The following is a 26815-nucleotide window of genomic DNA, read 5'->3' on the forward strand; positions in this document are numbered from 1 at the left end:
ATGTGATGCGGGTTGCCGAACCTCTCACAGACAGGGCATTGCCAGATCCCGCTTGCGGAAACTGGCAACCCCGTCACGCCGGGTTCGAACGCGGACAGTGTCTGTCACTCCGGCAATGTGACGCCGAGGCTTGCCATCAGCCCTCCGTCAACCTTGAACTCCGCTCCTGTGCAAAAACTTGCGCGATCGCTCGCCAGAAAGGCGACGACTTCAGCGACTTCTTCCGGGCGCCCGATTCGTCCGAGCGGCTGCGCCTTACCCCATTCCCGAAGGATTTCGTCCTCTCGCCCCGGCGCGGTTTCAGCGGCTGCGAAGCGTGTCATCGGTGCATCGATGCAGCCTGGACAGACGGTATTTGCACGTATGCCCGACGGACCAAAATCCACGGCGAGCGAACGCGTCAGAGCAAGCATCCCCGCCTTCGAGGTGGCGTAGGCGGCGACCCGAGCCTGGTTGGCAAGCGCCTGTACCGAGGCGATGTTGACGATCGAACCGCGTTGCAACCTGAGCATGTGCGGCAAAGCGTAGTGACAGGCCAGATACGTTCCGCGAAGATTGACACGCATGACGTTGTCCCACTCAGCCGATCCCATGGACGCAACGGTGCCATAGGGCTGTATCGCCGCATTATTGATTAGGATATCGATAGAACCAAGAAATGCTGCGGACTTTTCCATCGCGTCGGCAACTTCGTCTTCGATGCCAACATCGGCGACGAAGGCGGTGACAGTGTGTCCTTCGGCACGCAACGTCGCCACTGCCTGCTCCAGCACTTCAGGGTTCTCACCGAGCAATGCCACGGATCCGCCGCGCTCGGCGATCAAGCGTGCACATGCGAGCCCGATACCGCGTCCACCGCCGGTCACAACCGCGCCTTTGCCTGTCAGTTCACTCACAATGCCTCCGTTTGCCTGCCCGTTGTCAGACGGGCACAGTAGATTGACGGACGATCAACTGCTCACCTGCACGGATATGCGCGACGGCAATGGTCCGTTTGCCGACTCGAAACCGTCGAATGCAGGAAGCGGCATCTCGTCTGGAACGCGAAGATCACGTTCATTATATTTGCCCGAGTCTACTGGATTCAGATGAAGCGACGATCCTCGTCGCCCCGTGCCTGCCGACATCAGGTCCCCCGACGAAATCAGATGCTGCGTTGCAGTAAGGCGGTGTTCACCCGCGCGTAAAGCCGGCGCCAAGTTCTTAAGCGCCGCTTATGAACAGCTAAACCCGGGCTTACGGAGACTCGTCCGGAATTCTGTTCGGGTAGTGTCATTGACAACGTGTCACGTCCGGATACGCCGGCGCGCGAAAACCGACCATTCGATGCGCATCGATGCGAACCTGAGGATCCCAACATGCAGAACCTGCCTTACGGCCAGATTTCCCGAGGTGACTCGCCCGTGCTGGTCGTTACTCCGCATACCGGAACGTCTGTGCCGGCGGCGTTACTGGTCAATCCCGCCTGGGGTCCTGTCGAGGGGCGGCTGGCGGACCCGTTTGGCGTGATTTTGCAGTCGGCCGCATCCAGGAGAGGCATGACATGCCTTTCTGCTCTATATCATCCTTGTGTCATCGACTTTAACGTCGCGCTCGATAGCCGGCCGCTTTCGTCCAGGCTCAATCGCGTTGGGCTGTGCAGAACACACACGTCCAGGGGTGAAGCGCTATACGCGCAGGGACGGGAGCCGTCCGAAGCAGATGTGAACGCCCGCGTCGAAGAATACTGGAAGCCGTTTCATGCAGCGCTCGCTGAGGAGCTGGTACGGCTGCGTGGCATGCACGACAATGTCCTGCTGCTCGTCTCGCATGCCAGCTCGTGGTTGTCGCCCTACCGGGATCAGCCGGGTGCTGCGGAATGTAATATAGGAACTAATCGCGGCGCGGCTTGTGACAGAAGCCTGGTCGCTGCAATCACGGAGTCGGTGCAGGCATTCAAGCGCTCGTGGGTGGTCAACGGGAAGCTTGCGGACGCCTTTGCCGCCCAGCATTACGGTATGCCTGCGAATGGGGTGCATGCGGTCGAGGTCGAGGTGGCCGGCCGCTGGCGCCTCGACTGCGAGCCGCGAGATGTTGCGTCGCGCTCGGGCGCAACGGATCAAGATGCTGCGCTGGACAACGCGCTGGCTGCACTCGATGCGGTCCTGAGGAAGATGCCCAGGAGCGAACAAGGCGCTCATATCTATTCCGAACCTGACGGGCGGTACTAAACCTTGGGTTCGTAAGGTTGCACTGCCCGAGCGGCCATCTAAAACCATTTTGCCGGCACTTCGTCGCAGACCATGAAAGAGAGCGTACCCGAACAGTATCCTGACTGGGACTTGCTTGCCAGCTGGGTGGCTGTGGTGGAGGCCGGTTCCATTTCGGACGCGGCAAGCCGGCTTGCCATTTCGCAGGCCGGGGTCTCCCAGCGCATCAAGGCCCTGGAGACGATTCTCGACACCACGCTCCTTGACCGCGCGACGCGGCCTGCGCGGCCTACCGCTGCGGGCCACCGCCTCTTCGAGCATGCGACCGTTCTCTTGCAGGGCGCAGACCAGATGGTCGAGAGCGTGCGCAACGTGACCCGGGCGAAGCGCGTCGTCGTTCGACTCGGTTGCGTCGATTCGTTTGCCGCCACTATCGGTCCAATCATCATCAAGGCGTTGGCCGGCACCTCGCATCAGATTCGCCTGTGGTCCGGCATTACGCCGACACTCGACGGGCAGCTCGAGGCACGTCAGCTCGACATGGCAGTGACCACTTCAGGCCTCACGCAAGCGCCCGGTATTCGTCGGCAAAAGCTGTTCTCCGAGCCTTACTTTGTCGTCTTGCCAAAGAGTTTCGAGGTCGACCGCTTCACGACGCTGGCGGACCTGAGCCGGCATCTGCAGCTCATTCGCTACAGTGCCCGCTCGGTAATCGGCCAACATGTCGACGCGTATCTGGCCGCGAACTCGGAAAACGTCGAGCGAACCTGTGAATTCGACGCGACCGACCCGATGCTCAGTCTTGTGGCTGCCGGTCTTGGCTTCGCCATCAGCACGCCGCTGTGCGTGTGGCAATCGAGGCAATACATTCCGGATCTGCGGGTTGTTCCGCTGTCTGCCTTCTCGCGGCACGGACGTCCCTATACGGGACTTAGCCGCTCATTCTTTCTTGCGTTCCGGGAAAACGAACTGGGTCATCTGCCCTCGGATCTATACGACCTGCTTCGACGGGCCTATGAACGGCAGGTTTCACGGGACATTGCGAAGGCGCTATCCCTGAGCCCGGAAGATGTTTTCTTGCCGGAAGAGGGTTAGTCGCCGGTGTCCGTACACCGGATTGCCGGCCGTCATACCATTTGGCTTCACGTGCTTCAGCAACGGGATTTTGGCAAAGTCGCCTTCAGGCGCCGATGCGCCGAGGCCGTCCTCGCACATGCCTTTTCATAACCGGGTTCGATTCAAACCATAAGTGCTGGTTTTGCAAGGCTCCCTGTTTTTTGCCACGGCTACTCTCGAAAGCGTAGTGAACCGGTGAGACGAGTCGGCCACGAAGAGCGCGAGAAATGGCATGCAACAAATGGCATTCGACGCGAGACGCCCGTCTTGCTCCCGGTCCGTCCAATAGCTTTCTTAAGGAGTGAGCGTGATTTCAGGTCCACAATTCCCGTTGCCGGCTAATGAGCCGGAAGTGCATTTCGGCCAAGGAACTTCAGCGGCACTTCAGCTGACCAAGGCGCTTGAACAGCGCGACGTTGTCGAAATCCCGACTGTTATCGGCGGCAGGCGCTATTTCTCGAACGACGTCGTGGAAGTGCGTGCGCCGCATGACCATCAACGACTGCTCGCTCGTATTCACCGGCCGTCCGAAGCCCAGATCAACGAAGCCATCGCCAGCTCAAAGTCAGTGGCGCGTGATTGGGCGAACCTGACGCACGCCAGCCGCGCGACCGTTCTTCATCGGGCAGCGGAAATTGTCGCGACACGTTCGCGCATGAAGATCAACGCGGCAACCATGCTGGGCCAGAGCAAGACAGTCGAAGAGGCCGAGCCGGATAGCGCCTGCGAGCTCATCGATTTCCTGCGCTTCAACGCCTATAACGCGCAACGCGTGTATGCGGAGCAACCGATGTCGGTTTCAACTGCAGCGAACCGTACCGACTGGCGTCCTCTGGAGGGCTTCGTCTACGCCGTCTCGCCCTTCAACTTCACGGCTATCGGCGCAAACCTGACGACCGCACCCGCAATCATGGGCAATACGGTCCTCTGGAAACCGTCCGAGAAATCGGCGTTGGCCAACTACATCTTTTTCGAGGCGCTCGAGGAAGCCGGCCTGCCGCCGGGCGTGATCAACTTCGTACCGGGCGAAGCTGAATTGACGACGCGGCTCGCGCTGTCGTCGCGGGATCTCGCGGGCATTCACTTCACGGGTTCGTCGGCTGTGTTCCAGTCACTGTGGAAGGGCGTCGCGTCGAAGGTAGATTCGTTCCGGACCATTCCGCGTCTGGTCGGCGAGACGGGTGGCAAGGACTTCGTTCTCGCGCACGCATCCGCCAACGCTAGCGAAGTCGCGATTGCGTTGATTCGCGGAGCCTTTGGATATCAAGGCCAGAAGTGCAGTGCGGCGTCGCGCGCGTACCTTCCGAAAAGCCTGTGGGGCGCCATCGAGCAGGAGTTGCGTGAGCGTCTCGCGCCACTCAAGGTCGGCGACGTGGCCGATTTCAGCACATTCATGGGCGCCGTGATTTCGAAGGCTTCTCATCAAAAGCTCAGCGGCGTCCTGTCTGCGGCGAAGGAAGACTCCGCAGTCAAGGTCGTCTCGGGCGGCAAGACCTGGTCCGATCCGGGCTACTTCGTCGAGCCGACCGTGCTTCAGGTTTCGGACCCGAAGCATGCGCTGATGACCGAGGAACTCTTCGGCCCGATTCTGTCGGTGTTCGTGTACGAAGACAACGCGTGGCCGGAGACCCTTGAGCTCATCGATGCGACCAGCCCCTATGCGCTGACCGGTTCGATATTCTCCACGGACCGCTTGGCTCTCCACCAGGCAGAAGACGCACTCGTCAATGCAGCGGGGAACTTGTATTTGAACGACAAGCCGACCGGCGCAATGATTGGACAACAGCCCTTCGGTGGTGGCCGGGCGAGCGGCACGAATGACAAGGCCGGTTCGTATCTGAATCTGCTGCGTTGGTCGTCACCGCGAACCGTCAAGGAAACGTACATGCCGCCGCGCGACTGGCAGTTCGGCGCGTAAGCGCGTTTCACAGCTTCCCATGCGGAGGATTTCGGCGTCGACCCTGGTCTTCTTCAGGGGAAGCCAATAAACCGCAATGCGCTGGAGCGGCACACCATCGGCATGGTGTTCCAGCGCCAGGCGTTGCACTCATCAAGCCATCGGATTGCCATGCAATGCCGACGGGCTGAGGGTTTATCCCAGTGCAAGAATCGCTCGACGGTGCAGGGATGCTGATTGGATAACAGCGTCTTATGAAGAGGGTAACTGGCACTGATGGTGCAACACCTTTATTTTTGTCTTTCTATCGTGTCAATCATGCGACGTTCGGCGACCGGACGACGACCAAAGCGAATTTTCATCAGAAGAAGGGCGTACAGATGAGCACGAAACACAAATACGCGGGCATTCTGACGGCGGTTCCCACCCCCCTCGACAAACACGGCCGATTCCAGCCGGCGCCTCTGTATCAGCACATCCAGCGCCTGACGTCCGCCGGGGCTGACGGGGTCGTGCCGTTGGGCGGAACCGGCGAATACACCTCACTCACGGCAAGCGAGCGCCTGCGTGTCGTCGAAACTTCGATCGAGGCTGGCGGCGGCAAGCTTCATGTGGTGCCCGGCATTCTGTCACCGGGTATCGGCGATGCCGTTGATAACGCGAAGGCTTTCGTCGCCGCCGGCGCCCGGGCCCTGATGGTGGTGACGCCGTACTATTTTCGTCCGACCCAGGACGGGATTGTCGACTACTACAAGAAGTTCGCCGACGAAGTCGATGCGGACATCATCCTGTATGAGATCCCGTATCGCACGGGTGTTTCGCTGCACTACGAGACTGTCGCGCGACTCGCGGAGCTGACCCGTGTCGTCGGTATCAAGGCATGCAACCCGGACCTCGCGCAGCAGATGCGGGCAGCAGAACTGGCGGCCACGAAAATCGCGATCTTGAGCGGTGAGGAAGACGTCCTCCCGCTGCACGTGGCAATGGGCGCAGTCGGGGGAATCATCTCGAGCTCCAACCTGATTCCGAGGCAATGGGCCAGGGTGTTGGCGCTCGCGTCGAGCGGGCATCTTGAGGAAGCGGTCGCGCTGCATGCGACTTTGCGCCCCCTCATCGATGCGATTTTTGCCGAGCCAAACCCGGCGCCAATCAAAGCCGCGCTCGCGCTGCAGGGACTGGATTTCGGCGACGTCCTGCTGCCGATGCTGCCGGCGTCAGACGCGCTGCGGCAACGTCTCGCGACCGTCATTGCGCCCATCCTGGCACGTGAAACCGAGTAGACCACTCATCGCATAAAGGCCCAAGCCATGTCATCTGATTCCAGGATCATCCTGCCACGCCGCCGGTTCCTGCAAGCTGCAGGCGCGACGCTGCTCTCGACTACCATCGCGGCGCCGATGGTCATCACCTCACGCAAGGCCATGGCGGCCAGCAACCTGACGGTCGTGAGTTGGGGCGGAAACTACCATGCAGGCGTTCAGGACGCACTTGCCACGCCGTTCGAGAAAGAGTTCGGCGTGCACGTGACCCTGGTGGATACGCCGGACCTCGCGAAGGTGAAGGCTCAGGTGATGACGAACAACGTCCAATGGGACGTTTTCGACGCGGTAGGCCCGATGGCGATGACGGGTTCGAAGAACGGCTACTGGGAGCCCCTTGACCCGGCGCTGTTCAACCGCGGCGATCTCATCGCGTCGATGACGAAGGACGCTGTCCCTCTCTATGGCTTCACGGGCGGAATCTGTTGGGACAACAGCAAATTTCCGGACGGCAAGCATCCGCAGACCTTTGCCGAGTACTTCGACTTCAAGAAGTTTCCAGGGCAGCGGACCCTGCGCAACCGGGCGAGCGAGACGATGGAAATCGCATTGCTCGCTGACGGGGTACCTCCGGAAAAACTGTACCCGCTTGACGTCGAACGGGCCTTCAAGTCGCTCGACCGTATCAAGCCGTATATAGGCAACTGGGTAGACCAGACGCCGCAAACCGTCACGCTTGTCGAGACCGGCCAGGTTGACTTCAGCTACACCTACTCGACGCGCGTCAAGGCGGCTCAGGAAGCCAACAAACCTATCAACTTCTCGTTCAAGCAGAATCTGATTGGTCTTGAGTATCTGGTGGTGCTGAAGAACTCGCCGAACAAGGCGAACGCCATCAAGTTCCTGCAATTTGCACTGCGTCCGGACCGCCAGGCCGCCCTGATGGATGCGCTTGGCAATACGCCTGCAAGTAAGAGCGCGCTGCCCATGGTGAAGCCGGAGGTGCGAAAGTGGCTGTCGGACCCCTCCAACAAGATGAACGTCGTCAGCAACGATGTATGGTGGGCTGACCACTATGATGAATTGACCTTGCGATTCAAGGAGTGGGTGCTCAGTTGATCGAGCACTGTTCCCGATGCCGGTCGAGATCCATCGGGGTGAGGGTTAAGGAGGGTTTATGAAATCACGTGTTGACGGACTGCTGTACGTCGGGCCAGCGACCGTATTCCTGTTCTTCGTCTTGTTCGTCCCGCTCGCCTATGTCGTCTATACGAGCTTCTGGATTGCGGGCGGCCCCTCGTTGTCGGCGTACCAGCGGCTCCTGGGCAGCGAGCTGTTTCTTCGCACCCTCTGGTCGACGTTCGAAATCAGCATTTCCGCATCGGTGGCCAGCCTGCTGCTGGGTTACCCCATCGCGATGCATCTGGCGAAGCAAACGCCGCGCAAGCGCGCCATCTACATGGTGCTGGTGCTCGTACCCTTCTGGACCAGCATCCTGGTCAAGAGCTATGCCTTCACCGTCCTGCTGGGCCGGGACGGACTTGTGAACCAGTTGTTATCGGCGGCGTTTCACACCCGGGTGCAGTTGCCGATGCTATTCAACCGGTTCGGCGTGATGGTAGGGATGACGAACTACCTGATTCCATTCATCGTGTTTCCGGTCCTCGCGAGTCTTCTGTCGATTGACAAGTCGTTGTATCGGGCGTCTGAAATCATGGGCGCGAAGCCGCCGCGTATTTTCTTTCGCATTACGCTGCCGTTGAGTCTTCCGGGCGTGGCAGCGGCAACATTGAGCACGACCGTGATGTCGATGGGATTCTTCGTCATACCGGCGCTCCTGGGAGGGCGCAAGGACGCGATGATGTCGAACCTCGTCGACTTCTATACACGTGAGACGATGGACTGGAACATGGCGTCCGCGATAGGGGTGATTCTCCTCGCAATCGTCACGTTGGCAGCCATGGGCGCTGACCAGTTTCAGCGCCGGGACGCGAAGAAAAGGGTGATGGCATGACAACATCGGTTGATATGGCTCTGCCGGCTGCTGCCGCTACCGGAAAAGTCGTCGATTCGCTGGAGCGGCGCTACAGCCGGCTTCGCAACGTCATGGCGTTCGCGGTATATGCGTTCATCCTTGTGCCCACCCTGATTGTCGTTCCGATTTCGTTTGGAGGGAACGGCGAGCTGACCTTTCCGCCCCGAGTCTGGTCGCTTGAGTTGTACGGGCAGTTATTCAGTTCGTCTTCCTGGATGGGTCCAATCCTGCAGAGCCTGAAAGTTGCCGGATTGACGATGGTCGTGTCGGTACTCATTGGAGTCCCAGCGTCATACGGACTCGTGCGCTTCGACTTTCCCGGGAAGAGGTTGGTGATGCTGCTTCTCATGAGCCCGATCCTCGTGCCGGTCATCGTTATCTCGCTCGGGCTGTACCTCTACCTGTCGAGACTCCATCTGGTCGGGACAACGGCAGGCCTGGTCGTCAGTCATGTGGCGTACGTGACGCCGTTCATGATGATGACTGTGATGGCCGGCGTAAAAAAACTGGACCCCGCCCTGGAATTCGCGACGACCATCATGGGAGCGAATCGCAGGGCCGTATTTTTCAAGGTAGTGTTGCCGCAGTTGAGACCATCGATTTTCGCGGGCGCATTGTTCGCGTTCCTCGTGTCGTTTGATGAAGTCGTCATCGCATGGTTTCTCACAAGCCCGACGACGACAACTCTGCCAGTCAAGATGTACAGCAGCATTCAGTGGGATATTTCACCGGTGATCGCCGCGGTCTCGGCGCTTCTTACGGTGCTCTCGCTCGTGTTTTGTTGCGTGTCGGTGTTTCTGCAGCCGGCTGCGGTTGAGTCGTCACAATGATGCCGGAGAAAAGCATGTCACACGTACTGCTCGAGACAGATGGGCGGCCTTCGGCCCAGACAAACCCCTCGGTCAACGCGGAGTCGAACACCATGTCGAGCTCGATCGGCGCCGGGGAGAACATGATTGTCTTCCGCGGCATCAGCAAGAGCTACGGGAGTTCGCAAGCGTTGCACACCATTGATCTGACGGTGCGCAAAGGCGAGTTTCTCAGCCTTCTGGGACCGAGCGGCTCAGGTAAAAGCACCATCCTGAACATCATCGCCGGGGCCGTGGCGCCTTCCACGGGAAGCATCGTCCTAGACGGGAAGGATGTATCCACGGTCCCGCCGCGTGAACGCGGACTGGGGATGGTCTTTCAGAACTATGCCCTGCTGCCGCATCTGAACGTGTTCGACAACGTTGCCTTTCCATTGCGCATCCGGGGACTCGGCAAGTCGGAGATTCAACAACGCGTTCGTAGCGCGCTGGAACGGGTCGGTCTGACGGGCTATGAGAACCGCAAGCCGCGTGAAATGTCAGGCGGTCAGCAACAGCGGGTTGGCATTGCTCGTTGCATTGTCTATTCCCCGTCAGTCATCCTGATGGATGAGCCGCTGGGCGCACTGGACAAGAAGCTCCGTGACCAGCTTCAAGGTGAGATCAAGCGCTTGCACCGCGACCTGGGCACAACGCTCGTCTACGTGACGCACGACCAGGAAGAGGCCCTGAATCTATCCGACCGCGTGTGCCTGATGAACGGCGGCCGCATCGCGCAACTCGGTACGCCCGATGAGCTTTACTTCGAACCAACCAGTGAATTTGTTGCGGACTTCGTCGGTGAATCCAATCTGCTCGAAGGAGTGGTTCAGTCAGCCGACACGGTCCTGGTGAATGGCAACTGGGCGCTTAAGGTCCGGAACACCGAGGGGCATGCCATCGGTTCGAAGGCGAAGGTGCTTGTGCGACCCGAAAAGATTTCGGTGCTCGATGGCGAAGAGCCGGCCGCGCTGGGAGCTGATGGCGTGAATGAGTGCACAGGTGTCATTTCGCAGATTTCGTTTGTCGGTGGCATGACGCGGTTCGAATTAACTACCCCTGCAGGCTCGACGCTCCTGGTCAAGACGATTTCCGCGCGAGCGGCTGAACGCTCGCCGATAGGGCGCCCGCTTACCGTTCGCTGGTCGGCGCGCGATAGCGCGGTTCTGAAAAAATAACCCGATATGAATTCAAGTAGCCTGGTTGCTGCAATGAGGACGCTGGTGGGTGACGCCAACGTCATGGACACGCCGTCTGACATGGAGCCGCATCTGGTTGACTGGCGCAAGCGTCATTCCGGAAGGGCTGCGTGTGTCGTGTTTCCTCGAACGACAGAGCAGGTGTCGAAGGTGCTCGCCTGGTGTAACGACAACGCCGTGAAGGTGTTTCCACAGGGCGGCAACACCAGTGTGTGCGGTGGCTCGGTGCCGGACAACAGCGGCCAGAGCGTGCTGCTGAACATGCGCAAGATGAATCGCATCATCGAGTTGAACCCTCGGAACAATTCGATGACCGTCGAGGCCGGCTGCGTGCTCGCGGACATACAGGCCGCGGCGCTGGAAGCGGACCGCCTGTTCCCGCTGACGCTCGGTGCAGAAGGTTCCTGCCAGATCGGCGGCAACATTGCGACGAACGCAGGAGGCACGAATGTACTGCGTTTCGGAAATACCCGTGACCTGATTCTGGGTATCGAGGTGGTGCTTGCCGATGGTCGTATCTGGAACGGCTTGCGTTCGTTGAGAAAGAACAATAGCGGATACGACCTGAAGAACCTTTTTATCGGCTCGGAAGGGACGCTCGGCGTTGTGACAGCGGCGACCCTCAAGCTGTTTCCCCGGCCCCACGCGGTTGCTACGGCGATGCTGGGCGTGCAAACTGTTTCCGCAGCGGTCGATGAAGGTCTCAAGCTGCAAGCTGCGTTTCCGGGCGAGCTTGTCGGCCTCGAACTGATTTCGCAAAGCGAGTTCGACATATCGCTGAGACATGCTGCCAATACGAGAAACCCCTTCCAGAAGACGCCAAGCTGGACTGTTCTCGTTGAACTCGCCGCAGCGACTGGAACAAGTGAGGCGCTCGCTGACAAGTTGACGGATGCACTGAGCGACTCATTCAGCGATGGCGTAGTCCAGGACGCTGTGATTGCCTCGAACGAGCAACAGCGCGCGGACCTCTGGCGCATCCGGCATAGCGTCACTGAAGCGAACGGCCGCGAAGGGATGGGGCTCACTCATGACATCGCCGTGCCTACCTACCGGATTCCGGATTTTGTCGAGCTTGGCGGGCGCGCGCTGGCGGAACACTTCCCGATGGCGGTGCCCGTGGTCGTCGGACACATGGGAGATGGGAATCTTCACTACATCGCCATGTTCGAGCACGAATACTGGGCGAGTGTCGAGGACAAGGCTGCCGTTCAACTGAAACTGAGTCATTTGCTCTATGACATCGCGGCTGAAATGGGTGGCACGTTCAGCGCCGAACATGGGATCGGCTCGCTGCACGTTTCGGAGATGGGGATCTATAAAGATGCGGCGGAAATCGCCCTGATGCAGCAATTCAAGCAACTGCTCGACCCAAGGGACACGATGAATCCGGGTCGCGTCCTCCCTCAAGTCGCTGCTACGGTCCAGAGCGGTTGAATGGCGTTCGCCAACATCGCTGACTATCGTTCTGCCGCGAAGCGGTTTCTCCCGAATTTCGCATTCAGTTATCTTGAAGGTGGGGCAGAAGACGAGATCACCATGCGGCGCAACCGGCTCGCTTTTGAACGCGTCCTGCTGGCGCCGAGGGTGTTGATCGACGTCACCTCGGTCAACACCGGGGTGACGCTTGCGGGCACGGCGGCAGCGTGGCCGGCGGTCGTCGGCCCCACAGGTCTGAATGGACTCTACCGCCGCGAGGCGGAAGAGATGCTGGCGCGATCCGCCTGTGCAGCAGGCCTGCCGTTCGTCCTGTCGAGCGCATCCACGAGTCTCCTTGAAGACGTCCGGAAGGCGTCAGACGGAGACCTTTGGCTGCAACTCTACGTTCAGCAAGACCGAAGAATCGCGGAAGACATGATGGCGCGTGCCAGGGCGTCCGGATTTTCAACGCTTCTGCTGACGGTCGATACACCGGTTACCGGTCAACGCGATCACTACGCCAGAACGGGATTCACGTTGCCGCTTCGATGGACTCCAAAGCTGTTGTGGGACATCGCTGCCCATCCACGCTGGACCGCGATGGTCGGCGTGCACGGTGTTCCCGAACTGGTGAATCTGGCACGCAGCGCCCGACTGGGTCCAGGGATTCAAGCACAGGCCGCAGCGCTCAGCCGTCAAATGGATATGTCGCTTAACTGGAGCGACCTTGCCTGGGTGCGGCGTCACTGGCCCGGGAAGCTGCTCGTCAAAGGCATACAAACTGTCGCCGACGCGGTCATGGCTTCGCGACACTGTGTCGACGGCGTGGTGCTCTCCAACCATGGAGGCCGCCAACTCGATGGAGCGCTCAGCTCGCTCGACATTCTGGCGGACACGGTGTCCTCCACCCCGAAGGATTTCGTTGTTTTGATAGACGGCGGTATCCGTCGGGGCAGTGACATCGCGAAGGCGATAGCGCTGGGCGCCAATGGCGTACTGCTGGGGCGAGCCCCACTTTATGGCCTTGCCGCGTCCGGCGCAAACGGGGTCAGTGACGTCCTTAGCATGCTGAGGAAAGAACTTGAAATTTGCTTGCGGCTGCTTGGCTGTCCCAACATCTCGTCACTCGACGCGAGTTACCTCGCTGATACACGTTGATACTCAGTCACGTTTTCAGTGCTCGACAACGTGACTGACTCTTGATGCTCCGGCTACAAACGATGCCGTCCGGACCGCTCACAGCGATTGCGTCAACGCGGGCAGGACCTCGAACAGGTCTCCGACCAGACCGTAGTCGGCCACGCCAAAAATAGGCGCATCGGCATCCTTATTAACTGCGACGATAACCTTTGAGTCTTTCATGCCGGCCAGATGCTGGATGGCCCCCGAAATGCCGACAGCGACATAGAGTTCCGGCGCCACGATTTTCCCGGTCTGGCCGACTTGCCAGTCGTTCGGTGCATAGCCTGAATCCACCGCTGCGCGGGATGCTCCAACGGCCGCGCCGAGCTTCTCCGCCAGGGGGTCGAGAAGGGCAAAGTTCTCCCTGCTGCCCAGACCACGCCCCCCTGATACGACGACGCGCGCCGCGGTGAGTTCAGGCCTATCACTCGCGGCGACTTCGCGGCGGATGAAAGTTGACAGGCCGGAATCGGCAACAGCGGGTGCGGTTTCAATCACCGCGCTTCCACCTTCGGCGCGGGCTGCATCGAACGCGGTCGTACGAATGGTGGCGACGATCACCGGGTCGCTCGACTGCACCGTTGCAATAGCGTTGCCTGCATAGACGGGGCGCTGGAATGTATCGGCGGAGTCGATAGCAATGACGTCGGAGATCTGCGATGCATCGAGCTTCGCCGCCACGCGCGGAGCGGTGTTCTTGCCAGCGGCCGTGGCGGGAAAAAAGATATGTGAATAGCCACTCGCCAGGGCCAGGACCTGGGCGGCTACGTTTTCCGCCAGGGTGTCCGCGAATTGGGGTGCATCGATCAGGATCACCTTGTCCACGCCCTCGACCTTGCTCGCGGCTTCTGCCGCAGCTTGTGCGCCGCTGCCGGCGACGAGGACATGGACGCCGTTCGAAAGCTGCTTCGCAGCCGCGATGGTATGAAGCGTCGCACTCTTGATTTGAGCGTTGCCGTGTTCGGCAATAACAAGCGTCGTCATTTAAATTACCTTTGCTTCAGTTTTCAATTTCGCGACGAGAGTCGCCACATCCGGCACCATCACGCCAGCCTTGCGTACCGGAGGTTCAACGACCTTCAGGGTCTTCAGGCGCGGCGATGGATCGATACCAAAGTCGGACGGCTTGAAGACCTCGATCGGTTTCTTCTTTGCCTTCATGATGTTCGGCAAGGTCACGTAGCGTGGTTCATTCAGCCGCAGGTCGGTCGTCACGATCGCAGGCAGGCGCAACGAAATGACCTCCAGGCCGCCATCGACTTCGCGCGTCACGGTCGCGGCGCCATCGTTGATTTCGATGTTGCTCGCGAAGGTCGCTTGCGGCCAGTCGAGGAGCGCTGCAAGCAGTTGGCCCGTCTGTCCCGAGTCGTCGTCAATGGCCTGCTTGCCGAGGATGACCAGTTGAGGTTGCTCTCTCTCGACGACTGCCTTGAGAAGCTTCGCTACGGCAAGCGGTTGCAGTTCTGCGTCCGTCTCGATCAGCACCCCGCGATCCGCGCCGATGGCCAGTGCGGTGCGCAGGGTTTCCTGGCTTTGCGTCAGGCCGCAGGACACGGCGATGACCTCAGTGGCCTTGCCGGCTTCCTTCAGGCGCGTCGCCGCTTCCACGGCGATTTCGTCGAAGGGATTCATGGACATCTTGACGTTGCCGATATCCACGCCGCTCTCGTCGGCTTTTACGCGGACCTTCACGTTGTAATCGACGACGCGCTTTACTGCGGTGATAACCTTCATCTCATCTTCCTCATCATCTCAATCGTTTCATGTGCATCCCTGGCAGACATCGACCGGCGCTCAAGACACCGCGCCGAGACCGTATTTGCCGGTCAGCAGTTCGCCAGTCGTAAAGCGTTCGATGGAGTAGGGTTTGAGCGACACGTCGGTCGGCAGGCCGAGCGCTTCCTGCGCGAGCACGCGTCCGACTGTCGGCGAAAGTTTGAAGCCGTGACCGGAGAAGCCGTAGCCGACCACCAGGCCTTCGATTCCGGGCAACTTGCCGAGGACCGGATTCCAGTCCGGCGTCACGTCGTAGACGCCCGTCCACGACGACGCAATCCCCGCAGTCTCGTATTGCGGGAAGCGCTCGGCGACCTGGGCGCCGACGTCGATGACGTAGTCCATCGGAATGTCGCCTTGCTCTACATCAGTCGTGTTCAGTTTTTCACCTGCCACGCCTTCACTGACGAGCATCTGGCTACCGCCGTAGCTGCGGTAATAGAGCATGCCCGGCGATGCGAGGTCCTTGAAAACCGGCATCGAGAATGTGTACTTGGCAGCCGCGCATTCGAGCGCCAGCACCGCGTGGCGTTCGGGCATGACGGGCAGGGACCTGCCGGTCCAGCCGGCCAGTTCCGGCGTCCAGATGTTCTGGGTGCTGATGACCATGGACGTCTTGAAGTCGCCAATGCTGGTGGAAACGCCGACAACCTTACCGTTTTCGATAAGAACCTTGTTGACCGACGCGTTCTCGCGGATGGTCACGCCGCCGCGACGGGCCGCACGGGCGAAGCTGGTGGCCACCAGGTAGGCGTCGGCAAACCCGGCCTCGGGCTCGTAGCCAATCAGGGCGGCGTCGCCGAACTGCGCGATGGGCAGCAGCTCGCTCGCCTGTCTGGCGTCGAGCAGTTCGAGCGGAATGCCTTGCTCTTTCTGCTGGTCGAGCGACGCCCGGAGCGGCTCGAGCTTGTCGCCTTCGGCCGCGACAATCATGTAGCCGCATTTGACCAGTCCGCACGACGCTTCGTCGTCGCCCAGATAGGACGCGAAGTTGCTGAAGACGTCCCACGACTTACGCGCCAACTCGACGTTTTCCTTCACCGAGTAATGGGTGCGCAAAATGCCGGATGATTGCGACGTCGTTCCACTTCCTATGGTGCCGCGCTCAAGCACGAGTACGTTTTTCGCGCCCAGCCTGGCGAGCTGGAACGCTACTGAACTGCCGATAACACCCGCTCCAATCACAACCACGTCATACGTATTCACGTTCAGCTTCCTTTTGATCAAGGTGTGAGCGAAGTGTGATGCGGCAAAAACGAAGGGCGGGCAATATAAGCGAATACGATTTTTAGCAGAAGCACTTGTCAGGGTACGGGTGTTCGCGGGATGGATTTTTCGGACCCGGGGCGACTCCGAGCGACATGCGGCGTCAATCCTTCACAGCCGGTAAATGCCGCAGGCCCTGGCGCCCAAGGCAGCATGCGCCAATGCTCGGTAGACTCTGCTATTTGATTACGAACAGTTTGCAGGGGAGCACCGCATGGACCGCATGACCGCGATGGAAACGTTCGTAACCGTGGTGGACGCGGGTTCATTTTCTGCCGCCGCTCGCCGGCTGAAATTAGGCCAGCCGGCGGTCTCGAAGTCGATTGCGCAACTGGAAGACCATCTCGGCGCGCGACTTCTGCTGCGCTCGACGAGAGGCCTGGCGCCCACCGATGCAGGCCAGAGATTCTACGAGCACGCCCGCCGTGCAATCGATGAGGCGGATCAGGCCGAACAGGCGGCACGCGAATCGTCGGACGGGCTTTCGGGCCGCTTGCGCATTGGTGCTGCGGTCACGTTCGCGCGGTTGCACGTTTTGCCAGCGCTTAAGTCCTTTCTCGACCAGCATCCGAAACTGAGTATCGACATCATCCTCGACGACCGCTCTATCGACCTGCTCGAACAAGGCGTCGACGTGGCGCTGCGCATGGGTACGCTCGACGACTCGACGATGACCGCGCGGCGCATCCTGCGGGGGCGGCGGCTGGTGGTCGGAACGCCGGGCTATTTCGCGGACGCCGGCATTCCGACGACACCGGCAGAGCTGAGCCGGCACCAGGCGATCGTGTACTCGCTGCGAGGCGGCGGCGAGTCGTGGTCGTTCAGTCGCGACGATGGCGCCGAGGTCTCGGTGGCCGTGTCGGGCCGGGTAAGCGTGAGCGCCGCCGAGGGCATGCGCACGGCGGTGCTTGCGCACATGGGCCTGGCCGTCGCGTCGGAATGGATGTTCTCCCCCGAACTCGCCGACGGCACTGTGCAAGCTGTTCTCACCGAATGGACGCTGCCGCCCATCGATGTGTGGGCAGTCTTCCCGTCCGGCCGCATGGCGACGTCGAAAGCGCGCGCCTTCGTCGCTTTCGTCGAACACCTGTTCGATGGGCACGGCGGCAGGCCGGAAGCGGACCCGGCATCTACTCTTATCGATTGACGAGCCGGCTGCCAAATACAGCAAAACCGACGCGTGAGCCGCTTACCCCTTCGCGGTGGCCTTCTCGAGGACGGCGAACATGTCGCGCGGATCGGGACGGCGCGTGTAGTCCGGATTAACCTCGGAGTACAGCACGATACCGTCGTGGCCAATGACGTAGCGCGCCGGCATGGGCAGGGTCCAGCCAGGGTCGTCATTGAACGCCGGGAGGTCGTTTCTCAGGCGCCTGTACAAATCGACGAGGTAGCCCGGCAGCGAGAAGCGCACGCCGAACGCTGCGCTGGTCTCGCCGTTCACGTCGCTCAGCACCGGGAAGCTCAACCTGTTCTCGCGCACCGACTTGCGGCTATTGACCGGCGTCTGCGGTGAAATAGCGACCACGTTCGCGCCATACGCGTGAATCTGCGACAGCACCTCGTTGATCGCCTGAAGTTCAATGTTGCAGTACGGACACCATACGCCGCGATAGAAGGTCACGACGAGCGGTCCCCGCGCGAGCAGATCGGCCGACGAGACGTCGTTGCCGTTCTGGTCCTTCAGCGTGAACAGCGGTGCGCGGTCGCCAGCTTTGACGGCGCGGCCCGCCTGGCCGCTCGCGATCAGTTCAGCAGTCGCGCGCTCCATGATCGGGTGGATGTCCGCCGGTGCTTGGTAGGGCGGTTTGCCGGCCTTGAAGTCGGCTTTGAAGGCGTCGAGCCTGTCTTGCAGTGCCATCGCGTATCTCCTTGATTGATTGAGGCCGAGGGGAGCCATGAATGCGTATCGCGTATAGCAGCGGGGCGAACGGATCGGCCACGTATCGGCTACGTATTGGCCGAGCGTTGTGGCTGCTCACGATAGCCACAGGTTGAAACGCCCAGACCATCAGCAGAAGTCATCCTTCGTCGATAACAGCTATTCCTCGCAGGCATGTTCCGCATGGCCGCTTTCATAAAGCGATGACTGCGCGAGGAATAGGACCTATTCCCGGCCGGTTACTACCGTGCATCCCGACACGAGCGGACGATACGCATCAACCAATGCATGAACGCATTGGCGCACATGCAGCAGCCGGCTTGTCGCGGCACTTAAGCGTGTGAGCAGACCATTCAATTTTCACGAATCTCACTATCGAGGCAAACATGACTCAAGCTCTGAAAGGCAAACTGGCACTCGTGACCGGCGCTTCTCGTGGTATCGGCGCGGCCATCGCAGCACGTCTCGCGCGAGACGGCGCGTCCGTCATCGTCCACTACGCGTCGAGTCCGGCGCGCGCGGAGGCAGTGGTCAAGGCGATCCGCGATGCAGGCGGCGAGGCTGAAGCGGTGGGGGCCAATCTGGCGAATCCCGAAGGTGTGACGGCGCTGGTCGATTCGTTGAACGGCGTCTTCGGCGGCAAGTTCGAAGGCCGTCTCGACATCCTCGTCAACAATGCGGGCACAGTCGAATACGGACCGTTCCTCGAGTCGTCGGAGGCGTCATATGACACGCACTTCAACCTGAATGTGAGGGCGCCGATCGCGTTGGCGAAGGACGCGGCCAAGCGCATGATCAAGACGGGGTGGGGACGCATCATCAATGTCGGCTCCGCTTTCGGCGAAGCGGCGCCGCTGCCGGGCGTAACGCTTTACATCGCGTCGAAATTCGCCGTTCGGGGCTTTACGCGCGGTCTTTCGCGCGAACTCGGCAAGTATGGCGTGACCGTCAACGCGGTTCAGCCTGGCCCGATCGACACGGAACTGGCGCCCCAGCCCGGGACGGAAGAGCACGCAACGATGACCAAGCTCGCCAGCGTGGGCCGCTTCGGCAAGCCTGACGAGATCGCGGCGGCGGTAGCGTACCTGGCGAGCCCGGAAGCCGGCTACACCACCGGCGAAAGCCTGACGGTCGATGGCGGGTGGATTGCCTGAGGAAGGGTGAAGCGGGTTTCGCCGGCACGCTGCCAGCCGCTGATCGAGCGGCTGACGATCAGGCTGGTTCCATGCCGTGCGCCCGCTTGGCTGAGTCGGCGTCGGGCGAGGCGAGAAACGTGAGCAGCGCACGCGCGGCCTCGCGCTGCGCGCTCGCCGTGCAGATCGTGCAGATGGCAGCGGAAAAGATGGTCGTGACCTGAATTTCCGGCGGCAGCACCCCGATCATATCGATGCCGCTCACGTACATCAGCTCGCTCGACTGCTGGAAGCCGAGTTCCACTTCCCCGCGTGCGATGAGCGTGCCCACGGGCACGCCAGGCGGCGCCTGTACGATGCGCGGCGCGATGGTCGCGGCGATCCCCCAGCGCTCGAAGAGACGAGTGAGGTACGTGCCGCTTGGGCCTGTCGAATAGCCGATGCTGGGCGCGGCCAGCACCGCGTTGCGCACGGCCGCTTCCGTGCCTATGTCCGGGTGCGGCGCGCCGGCGGGCACCGCCAGCGCCACCCCCGAGCGGGCGAGGTCGACCCGGCTGCCGGGATCGACCCGGCCCGCTGCGGCGAGCCGATCAATGGCATCGGCCGCCAGCACGACGATGTCGAACAGCTCGCCTTCCTCGACGCGCCGCGCGGCCGCCACGCCACCAACCGATTCGATCGCCACCTGCTGCCCCGAACGCCGCTCGTAGGCGGCGGCCAGTTCCGCCAGCACCTGGCGTGTCGCCATCGACGAGATGCCGGTGATCCGCGTGCTCATGATTGACCGCCTCCTTCAGTCGACATAGCGCAGTCCCGCCTCGCGCAGCGGCTCGCGCATGTTGTACATGTCGAGGCCGAGCACGCCGGAGGCAAGCTTCGCGCGCTTCTCGCCTTCGTTGGCTTCGCGAGCCGCCGCCTTGTCGAGCACCTTCTGCGCCCACGCCGCGGGCACCGCGACCACGCCGTCGTCGTCGGCAACGATGACATCGCCCGGATTCACCAGCGCGCCCGCGCACACCACCGGGATGTTCACGGAACCGAGCGTCGCCTTGACCGTGCCCTTGGCCGAGATCGCGCGGCTCCACACCGGGAACTCCATTTCCTTCAGCACGCTCACGTCGCGCACACCGCCGTCAATGACGAGCCCTTTCGCGCCGCGCGCCTTGAAGCTGGTCGCGAGCAGGTCGCCGAAATAGCCGTCGGTGCACTCGGCGGTGAGCGCGGCGACGACGATGTCCCCCGGCTGGATCTGCTCCGCGGCGACATGCAGCATCCAGTTGTCGCCGGGCTGCAGCAGGACCGTGACGGCAGTGCCGCCGACTTGCGCACCGGGGTAAATCGGGCGCATGTATGGCTTTAGCAGGCCGACGCGGCCCATCGCCTCATGCACGGTGGCGACTCCAAGCGCACCGAGCTTCGCGGCGAGTTCGCCGTCTGCCCGCCGAATGTTGCGATACACGACTCCAAGTTCATACATGATCAGTGATCCTTTGCTTTCAATGCCTGGTCCAGACGCGGATACACTCGCCGCGCGTTGCCTTCGTAGATCTTGTAGCGCTCATCTGCATCAATAAGCGCGGCCTCGATGTAGCGCTTCGTATCGTCGAAATAGTTTCCCGTTTCGGGATCGATACCGCGCACCGCGCCGATCATCTCGCTCGCAAACAGGATGTTGTCCACGGGAATCACGCGCGTGAGCAGGTCGATGCCCGGCTGGTGATAAACGCAGGTATCGAAGAAGATGTTGTTGAGCAGATGGTCCTTGAGCAGCGGCTTCTTAAGCTCCTGCGCGAGCCCGCGAAAGCGGCCCCAGTGATACGGCACAGCGCCGCCGCCATGCGGGATCACGAAGCGCAGGGTTGGAAAGTCGCGGAACAGGTCCGAGGTCAGGCACTGCATGAAGGCGGTCGTGTCCGCGTTCAGGTAATGCGCGCCCGTGGTGTGAAAACACGCGTTGCAGCTCGTGCTCACGTGGACCATGGCGGGGATGTCGTACTCGACCATCTTCTCGTAAATCGGATACCAGTAGCGGTCCGAGAGCGGCGGGCTCGTCCAGTGACCGCCCGACGGGTCGGGATTCAGGTTGATCGCGACGTTGCCGTACTGCTCCACGCACTTGAGGAGCTCGGGGATGCAGGTGGCCGTATCCACGCCCGGGCTTTGCGGCAGCATCGCGGCGGGGATGAAGTGATCGGGGAACAACTGGCTCACGCGAAAGCATAGTTCGTTGCAGATCGCGGCCCACGTGCTGGAGACTTCGAAGTCGCCGATGTGATGCGCCATGAAGCTCGCACGCGGGCTGAAGATGGTGAGGTCGAGGCCGCGCTCGCGCATGAGCTTCAACTGGTTGCTTTCTATCGACTCGCGCAGCTCGTCGTCGCCAATCTGCAATTCGGACGCCTTCGGTCTCTCCGACGGACTGTTGATGCCCGCAATCTGACGGTTGCGCCACGCCTCCAGCGCCTTCGGCGCGGTGGTGTAGTGGCCGTGAATGTCGATGATCATCGTTCCTCCAAAAAATGCTTGTTCAAAGACTCATTCAATTTCCCGTGGCGGGTTCGCCCGCATGAATCGAGGAAACTTCGTCCTCCGACGGTTTGACACGCATGACGAGCGCGATGATCGTCGCCACCACCAGGAACGCTGCGATGGTCAGCAACGCAAGCTTGAAGTTACCCGTCGCGCTGCGTACCAGCCCGATGCTCCAGGGTCCGACGAGGCCGCCGAACTGCGCGATGGTATTGATCAGCGCAATCGTCGCGGCGCCTGCCGCGCCCGTCCTGAACGATGATGCGAGGCTCCAGAAGAGCGGGTTGCCGGCGTAGATGAAGAGGCCGGTCACGCACAAGAGCGCGTAGGCGATCACCGGGTTCGGCGCATAGGCGCTGCCTGCTATCGCGATGGCGCTCATGCCGTACACGAACGCGAGATGCTTCTTGCGATCTCCGGTGCGGTCCGAACTGCGGCTGATGATGAACGTACCGAGCACGCCCAGGAGCGGCGGCGCAGCAGAGAGAAAGCCAACCTCAATGTTGCTCAGGTTGCCGAGGCTCTTGATGATCTGCGGCAGCCATAAGAACAGGCCGTAGATGCCCACCAGCGCGCAGCCAAAAAGGCCCGCGAGGCTCCATACGCGGATGTCGCTCGCCACCCGCAGCAAAGGAAAATGCGCGTCGCCGCCGAGCGCTTGCCGCTCGGCCGCGAGCGTCGACTCGAGCCAGCGCTTCTCGTCGTCGGCGAGCCAGCGGGCGTCGGCAGGGCGCTCGGTCATGATGCGCAGGGTAAGAAGACCCATCAGCATGGCCGGGACGCCTTCGAGGATGAACATCCACTGCCATCCCTGCAGGCCGAAAACGCCATTGGCGTAGGTCATGAGCGTGGTCGAGATGGGGCCACCCAGCACCGCCGAAAACGAACCGGCGATGATGTAGCCGCCGACCGCCCGGGCCCGGTAACGCACGGGAAACCACTTCGTGAGATAAACGGCGATGCCGGGCAGGAATCCCGCTTCCATGACACCCAGCAGGAAACGCAGGACATAGAAGCTCGAATCGTTGAAAACGAACGCCGTGGCGGCAGCCACTGCGCCCCACGTCAGCAGGATGCGCGCGATCCAGCGGCGCGCGCCGACGCGGTGCAGCAGCAGGTTGCTCGGCACTTCAAGCAGCATGTAGCCGACAAAGAAGATGCTGCCCGCGAATCCGAATACAGCGGGACTGAAGCCGAGTTCGCGGTTCATGTCGAGCGCCGCGAAGCCGATGTTGATACGGTCCAGGTAATTGAAGAACATCATCGCGAAAAGCAACGGCATCAACCGCCCATACACTTTTCGCATGGTCGCCGCTTCGTTGAATTGGGTCACGCTGTCTCCTTGCCCGGCGGTGCGAAGGTCGCTGCCGCTGCGGTTTGGCCGGCATGCCTGCGAATAACATGCGAACCAATTACAAAAGCCCCTCTTGGGCCGTTCCTTTCATAACCGGCATCCATGAGACCGATTGGTAGCGAAGATAGCTAAATGCGCCTGGAGGCGAAATGGGTGGGTTAACCAGATGGAATGACCAGGACCCGCTGACCCGGCCATGGCGCGGATCGGCCCTCAAGAGCGCAAAGCCTTTCACGGAAAGGCGGAGGCGCATTTTGACCAGGCTATGGAGAGGTTCGCCATGGCGGCTCGGAGAAGCGTATTCCGATAACCATATTAGATAGGCTGGGAACGAATTCGCAATTGAACGAGCGTGCGTGGGGCGACGCTGCAGTCGAGCGACTGTTTTCGCAACGGGAATTCCTGAGAGATAAGAAACGCGGGAAACGCGGGAAACGCGGCCGCAAGGACCGCAGACGCGCCGCCATGCGCAAATCCCTTCAGGCTACGGGCTGGAAGGCAGCATCGCGTCTGCTCCATCGGAGCAATGGGTGGACGGGTGGCGTTCCTTTTCCGTCTGGGGATGCCTTTTCGGAGAGTCGTCGTCGGTAGAACCAGCGTTCCGGATAGCGACCTCGTCATAGGTGCGCCACGTAGTCGTAGCGCAAGCTCGACCGTGTTCCTTGGCTTTGTACATGGCTTCGTCCGCTTTCCTGACCAGGTCGTCGGCGGTGTCGCCTTGCTCGAGCACCGCCACTCCAAGGCTGGCGCGCATCATGTACGGGTTGTTGCGTACCGTGATCGCCATGGCGAGTGCCCGTGCAATTTCCTCTGCGGTTTGGGTGGCGATTTCGTATGCGTTCGCTGCCCCGACAATCACGAGGAATTCGTCGCCGCCCAGGCGGCCGATTGCGCCGCGAGTACCCACGACGATCCGGACCCGGCCTGCGAGGATCACGAGGGCCTCATCGCCCGCCTGATGTCCGTACGTGTCGTTCAGTTGCTTGAAATCGTCCAGATCGACGAAGATCGCCGCCACGCGGCCGCTCGCATCGGGTGACGAAACGGCCCGATGCAGCAAGTCTGTAATACGTCCCCGGTTAAACAACCCCGTGAGCCTGTCGGTTTCCGACAGGCGCCGCAGCTCCTCTTTACCTTTCAGCAGCTTCGCGACCAGCGCCATTATCCACAACGAGAATCCGATAAGAATGACGGAGATGACGAGGGCCATCACCACGTACACGCGGCGCATTTTGGAATAATCATCCAGCGCTTCGCCGACCGAGAGGCCAGCCACGACCATCAGGTCATAACGGTCGATTGCGCTGCTGGCGACAATGCGTTCAACGTGGTCGACCGGGTCCACCACGGTGCCGTCGTGCGTGTTTAGAACGGTTTTGTATCCGTCAGGCAGCGGGCCGCCGGTGGTGCTGGGCGACTCGCCCGCCCGGCGAGACAAGGTAAAACCATGACGGGAAACGACGGCGATCAGGCCATGCTCGCCGAGCGCGGCGCTGTTGTAGAAGCCGTCAGTGAGGTAGGCCGGGTCCTCCGAGACGACAACGACGCCGCCGAACGTGCCGTCGGGCCGGTTGATGCGCCGCGTCGCCTGAACCGACCATTGTTTCGAGACTCGCCCGATCACCGGTTTGCTGATGAATAGGCCTGCTTCGGGATCCAGCCGATGCACCAGGAAGTGCTCGCGATCGCTAAGATCGACCACGCCGGTGAACTTGAGGGTCGAGGCCAGGACATGGCCATCCGGGCCGACAACCGTCACCTGCAGCGCGGTGTCTGCGCTGATCAGCCCGCGCGCTTCGTACTGTGCGAGGTCAAACGTTTGTGGTGAGCTTTCATAGCCGTACTTGATCAGGAGCGCGATTTCGTCGACATCGTGAACAGTCTTCAGCGTGTGGTTTTGAAGCGAGCGCGCCACGGTCCGGGCCGCATCCTCCGTTTCGCGCAGCACCCCAACCTTCTCGATGTGCAGTCTCACGGAGATCGTGATCCACAGCACGCAAAGGACAACGAGGGTCAGTAGGGGAATGAATATCAGTGCGCGAGGCAGTGGCGTGCCCCTCTCAAGACCCGGCAGAGTCGGCTCCATAATTCCCTCAAAAAACCTTTTTTTCTATTTTCGAATTCTGTCCCAGACAGGCTAGTCATCATGCCCTGAACAGAGGTCGATTTGTTCGCCTCATCAACAAATCGCCACGAGCGGGCGTATTTGAGTAAACGCTTCATCGGCGTGGACAGAAGTTGGGCGAGTGAACACGAACGCGGTGAGCTTTCAATAGGCCACTTTCCACAGGGTCGATGATGGATTCGCAATGGCCCGTCCACTTGCCCCGCGTCGGTGCTCACGACCTTGAACGTGGACACTTACGCTTTGCGCCTGCGGCCCCGGCCAATTTGCCTAAGCAGTGCCAACAGAATCACAGCAGCTTTCAATGTCTTGACGAGCGACGCAACAAAAGCGAGCAGGGCTCACCTTTGTTGCTTTCTTGATGCCTTTTTGTTGCCTTTGCTCGGACCAACCTGCGAAAACTTATTTCTTCTCGGTCGATGCGGTCGTTCCAGCGACGGCATTTTTCGCCAAAGCGGTCGAGGCGGAGGACGCAGCGCGAACATTGTTTTCCGCGATTTCCACTACCTGCTTGGCGGCCTTTTTGGCAGCGTCGTACGCGGAGTTTGCCGTCTCGCTGGCGGTCCCGATAGCGGACTTCCATGCGGACACGAGCGCCTCGCTTCCTGCCGGCGCGTTCTTCGTGAGACTGTCAACGAACGCCTGCGCGTCCTGCTGCGACTGCTTCAAATGACTTTCACCAGCCGCGGTGAATTCGCCTTGAGTACCGGTGACGATTTCGGAGACGTGGCGCCAATACGATTGCAGTTTTTCTGCCGTGGGGGGTGTCTGCAGCGCGAAGAAGCCCTGCGGGTCCTTGGCCGACAAAGCCTTACCGACGGCTTCCTGATTTTCGGCGAGCGTCGATTTGACCACTTGTACATTCAACTCGACTAGCTTCTCGAATCCTTCGAACGCTTTGAACGTGAGACCAAACAACGTGTTGTAGGCGGCTTTCTGCGTGGCAAACAGTTGTTCCGGGATAAAACTGCTCATTAGTAACTCCGTAGAGGTAAATGCGGTCAAAATCGAGTTGTTGCGGCGCAGCGAAAGTCCCATTTTAAGGATAGGCGGGCGAGTGTCAATCATTTGTTTCCCTCGTTGACTGATATACCCGTGGATTAGCAGAAGCAGGAAGATACAAATAAGTAGCAACTGCCTTTCAATAAATAAAATCACTAATTTATTTAGTCATCTGATTGTGCGGTCATATCGGGAAATTGAGCACGGCTGTGCGATTACGCCTGCACGTGCCCGAGTATGCGCAGGAGGCTTCTGCAGAACGGCTGCAGAGGATTAACCACGTCAGCAACGAGTAGGGCGGGTGAATAGTTTCTTGCTTGACACAGGCCTCCGGTCCATTGATTATTCCCAATGGAAATCAGAAAGCAACGCGTCGCCAGGTGCACAACCGGCGTGATTAATCTGATTTAACAACGTGTCACGAGAGAGTCATCGTGAATGCGTAGTATTAATTGACGCTGCAAAAAGTCGGCGCGAAATAGCATAAATATAGACTGAGAGATGCAGGCAAATGGGAAGACATAGTTATCCAATCGGGCACCTCGAGCGCAGTCACGAGGACAACACCCTCCGGCGCGCTATCGGAGCACGCCTCGACCGGGCT

The 26815-nt window shown here is 60.5% G+C and carries 23 protein-coding genes; 12 read left to right on the plus strand and 11 right to left on the minus strand.

Annotated features, from left to right (window positions below; translation table 11 throughout):
- Positions 1-104: 104 nt before the first annotated feature.
- The gene (locus ACSOSP_RS39915; RefSeq protein WP_455314513.1) at positions 105-896 is read right to left on the minus strand and encodes an SDR family NAD(P)-dependent oxidoreductase; all 792 of its coding nucleotides are present in this window, start codon (positions 894-896) and stop codon (positions 105-107) included.
- Between the two features lie 462 nt (positions 897-1358).
- On the opposite strand from ACSOSP_RS39915, the gene ACSOSP_RS39920 reads away from it, so the two are divergent.
- The 10 genes from ACSOSP_RS39920 to ACSOSP_RS39965 all read left to right on the plus strand — a co-directional run bounded on the left by ACSOSP_RS39920 (position 1359) and on the right by ACSOSP_RS39965 (position 13120).
- Positions 1359-2210, plus strand: coding sequence for an N-formylglutamate amidohydrolase (locus ACSOSP_RS39920; protein WP_455314514.1), 852 nt, complete (start codon positions 1359-1361; stop codon positions 2208-2210).
- A 72-nt stretch (positions 2211-2282) separates the two neighbouring features.
- Complete coding sequence (locus ACSOSP_RS39925; RefSeq protein ID WP_455314515.1) at positions 2283-3284, plus strand: LysR family transcriptional regulator; 1002 nt, start codon at positions 2283-2285, stop codon at positions 3282-3284.
- 328 nt (positions 3285-3612) lie between these two features.
- Complete coding sequence (pruA, locus tag ACSOSP_RS39930; protein ID WP_455314516.1) at positions 3613-5223, plus strand: L-glutamate gamma-semialdehyde dehydrogenase; 1611 nt, start codon at positions 3613-3615, stop codon at positions 5221-5223.
- Positions 5224-5582: 359 nt separating this feature from the next.
- Positions 5583-6482, plus strand: a complete 900-nt coding sequence (gene dapA / locus ACSOSP_RS39935; RefSeq protein ID WP_455314517.1) for a 4-hydroxy-tetrahydrodipicolinate synthase — start codon at positions 5583-5585, stop codon at positions 6480-6482.
- 27 nt (positions 6483-6509) lie between these two features.
- Positions 6510-7580, plus strand: a complete 1071-nt coding sequence (locus ACSOSP_RS39940) for an ABC transporter substrate-binding protein (RefSeq protein WP_455314518.1) — start codon at positions 6510-6512, stop codon at positions 7578-7580.
- 58 nt (positions 7581-7638) lie between these two features.
- A complete protein-coding gene (locus tag ACSOSP_RS39945) occupies positions 7639-8475 on the plus strand; it encodes an ABC transporter permease (RefSeq protein WP_455314519.1) in 837 nt (278 codons plus the stop codon).
- Positions 8472-9326, plus strand: coding sequence for an ABC transporter permease (locus tag ACSOSP_RS39950; protein ID WP_455314520.1), 855 nt, complete (start codon positions 8472-8474; stop codon positions 9324-9326). The genes ACSOSP_RS39945 and ACSOSP_RS39950 overlap by 4 nt, the downstream gene beginning before the upstream one ends.
- A 14-nt stretch (positions 9327-9340) precedes the next feature.
- Positions 9341-10522, plus strand: coding sequence for an ABC transporter ATP-binding protein (locus ACSOSP_RS39955; protein ID WP_455314521.1), 1182 nt, complete (start codon positions 9341-9343; stop codon positions 10520-10522).
- Positions 10523-10528: 6 nt separating this feature from the next.
- Positions 10529-11980 carry an FAD-binding oxidoreductase gene (locus tag ACSOSP_RS39960; RefSeq protein ID WP_455314522.1) on the plus strand — a complete coding sequence of 484 codons (1452 nt, stop codon included), beginning with the start codon at positions 10529-10531 and terminating at the stop codon, positions 11978-11980.
- Positions 11981-13120 (plus strand): alpha-hydroxy acid oxidase, encoded by a 1140-nt coding sequence (locus ACSOSP_RS39965; protein WP_455314523.1) that lies wholly within the window; start codon positions 11981-11983, stop codon positions 13118-13120.
- Between the two features lie 78 nt (positions 13121-13198).
- Here the strand turns inward: ACSOSP_RS39965 and ACSOSP_RS39970 are convergent, their stop codons facing one another.
- From ACSOSP_RS39970 to ACSOSP_RS39980, 3 genes are read right to left on the minus strand one after another with little or no spacing between them, the layout of a single operon-like run.
- Complete coding sequence (locus tag ACSOSP_RS39970; protein WP_455314524.1) at positions 13199-14128, minus strand: electron transfer flavoprotein subunit alpha/FixB family protein; 930 nt, start codon at positions 14126-14128, stop codon at positions 13199-13201.
- Entirely contained in the window at positions 14129-14878 is a 750-nt protein-coding gene (locus tag ACSOSP_RS39975; protein WP_455314525.1) for an electron transfer flavoprotein subunit beta/FixA family protein, read from the minus strand.
- 60 nt (positions 14879-14938) lie between these two features.
- Complete coding sequence (locus ACSOSP_RS39980) at positions 14939-16126, minus strand: NAD(P)/FAD-dependent oxidoreductase (RefSeq protein WP_455314526.1); 1188 nt, start codon at positions 16124-16126, stop codon at positions 14939-14941.
- Between the two features lie 274 nt (positions 16127-16400).
- Between ACSOSP_RS39980 and ACSOSP_RS39985 the strand changes: the two genes are divergently transcribed.
- Positions 16401-17333, plus strand: coding sequence for a LysR substrate-binding domain-containing protein (locus ACSOSP_RS39985; protein WP_455314527.1), 933 nt, complete (start codon positions 16401-16403; stop codon positions 17331-17333).
- Positions 17334-17375: 42 nt separating this feature from the next.
- Here the strand turns inward: ACSOSP_RS39985 and ACSOSP_RS39990 are convergent, their stop codons facing one another.
- The gene (locus ACSOSP_RS39990) at positions 17376-18047 is read right to left on the minus strand and encodes a peroxiredoxin-like family protein (RefSeq protein ID WP_455314528.1); all 672 of its coding nucleotides are present in this window, start codon (positions 18045-18047) and stop codon (positions 17376-17378) included.
- 407 nt (positions 18048-18454) lie between these two features.
- Between ACSOSP_RS39990 and ACSOSP_RS39995 the strand changes: the two genes are divergently transcribed.
- Positions 18455-19222: an SDR family NAD(P)-dependent oxidoreductase gene (locus tag ACSOSP_RS39995; protein ID WP_455314529.1), complete on the plus strand. Its 768-nt coding sequence runs from the start codon at positions 18455-18457 to the stop codon at positions 19220-19222.
- Positions 19223-19280: 58 nt separating this feature from the next.
- Here the strand turns inward: ACSOSP_RS39995 and ACSOSP_RS40000 are convergent, their stop codons facing one another.
- From ACSOSP_RS40000 to phaP, 6 genes are all read right to left on the minus strand, one after another.
- Positions 19281-19979 (minus strand): substrate-binding domain-containing protein, encoded by a 699-nt coding sequence (locus tag ACSOSP_RS40000; protein WP_455314530.1) that lies wholly within the window; start codon positions 19977-19979, stop codon positions 19281-19283.
- Between the two features lie 15 nt (positions 19980-19994).
- Complete coding sequence (ligK, locus tag ACSOSP_RS40005; RefSeq protein WP_455314531.1) at positions 19995-20678, minus strand: 4-carboxy-4-hydroxy-2-oxoadipate aldolase/oxaloacetate decarboxylase; 684 nt, start codon at positions 20676-20678, stop codon at positions 19995-19997.
- Between the two features lie 2 nt (positions 20679-20680).
- Positions 20681-21706 carry an amidohydrolase family protein gene (locus ACSOSP_RS40010; protein ID WP_455314532.1) on the minus strand — a complete coding sequence of 342 codons (1026 nt, stop codon included), beginning with the start codon at positions 21704-21706 and terminating at the stop codon, positions 20681-20683.
- A gap of 34 nt (positions 21707-21740) precedes the next feature.
- On the minus strand, positions 21741-23063 hold the full coding sequence (locus ACSOSP_RS40015) for an MFS transporter (RefSeq protein WP_455314533.1): 1323 nt from the start codon (positions 23061-23063) through the stop codon (positions 21741-21743).
- Positions 23064-23568: 505 nt separating this feature from the next.
- Entirely contained in the window at positions 23569-25059 is a 1491-nt protein-coding gene (locus ACSOSP_RS40020; protein ID WP_455314534.1) for a sensor domain-containing diguanylate cyclase, read from the minus strand.
- A gap of 552 nt (positions 25060-25611) precedes the next feature.
- Positions 25612-26184: a TIGR01841 family phasin gene (phaP, locus tag ACSOSP_RS40025; RefSeq protein ID WP_455315389.1), complete on the minus strand. Its 573-nt coding sequence runs from the start codon at positions 26182-26184 to the stop codon at positions 25612-25614.
- Positions 26185-26815: the final 631 nt, after the last annotated feature.

The organism is Caballeronia sp. KNU42, assembly GCF_053760385.1.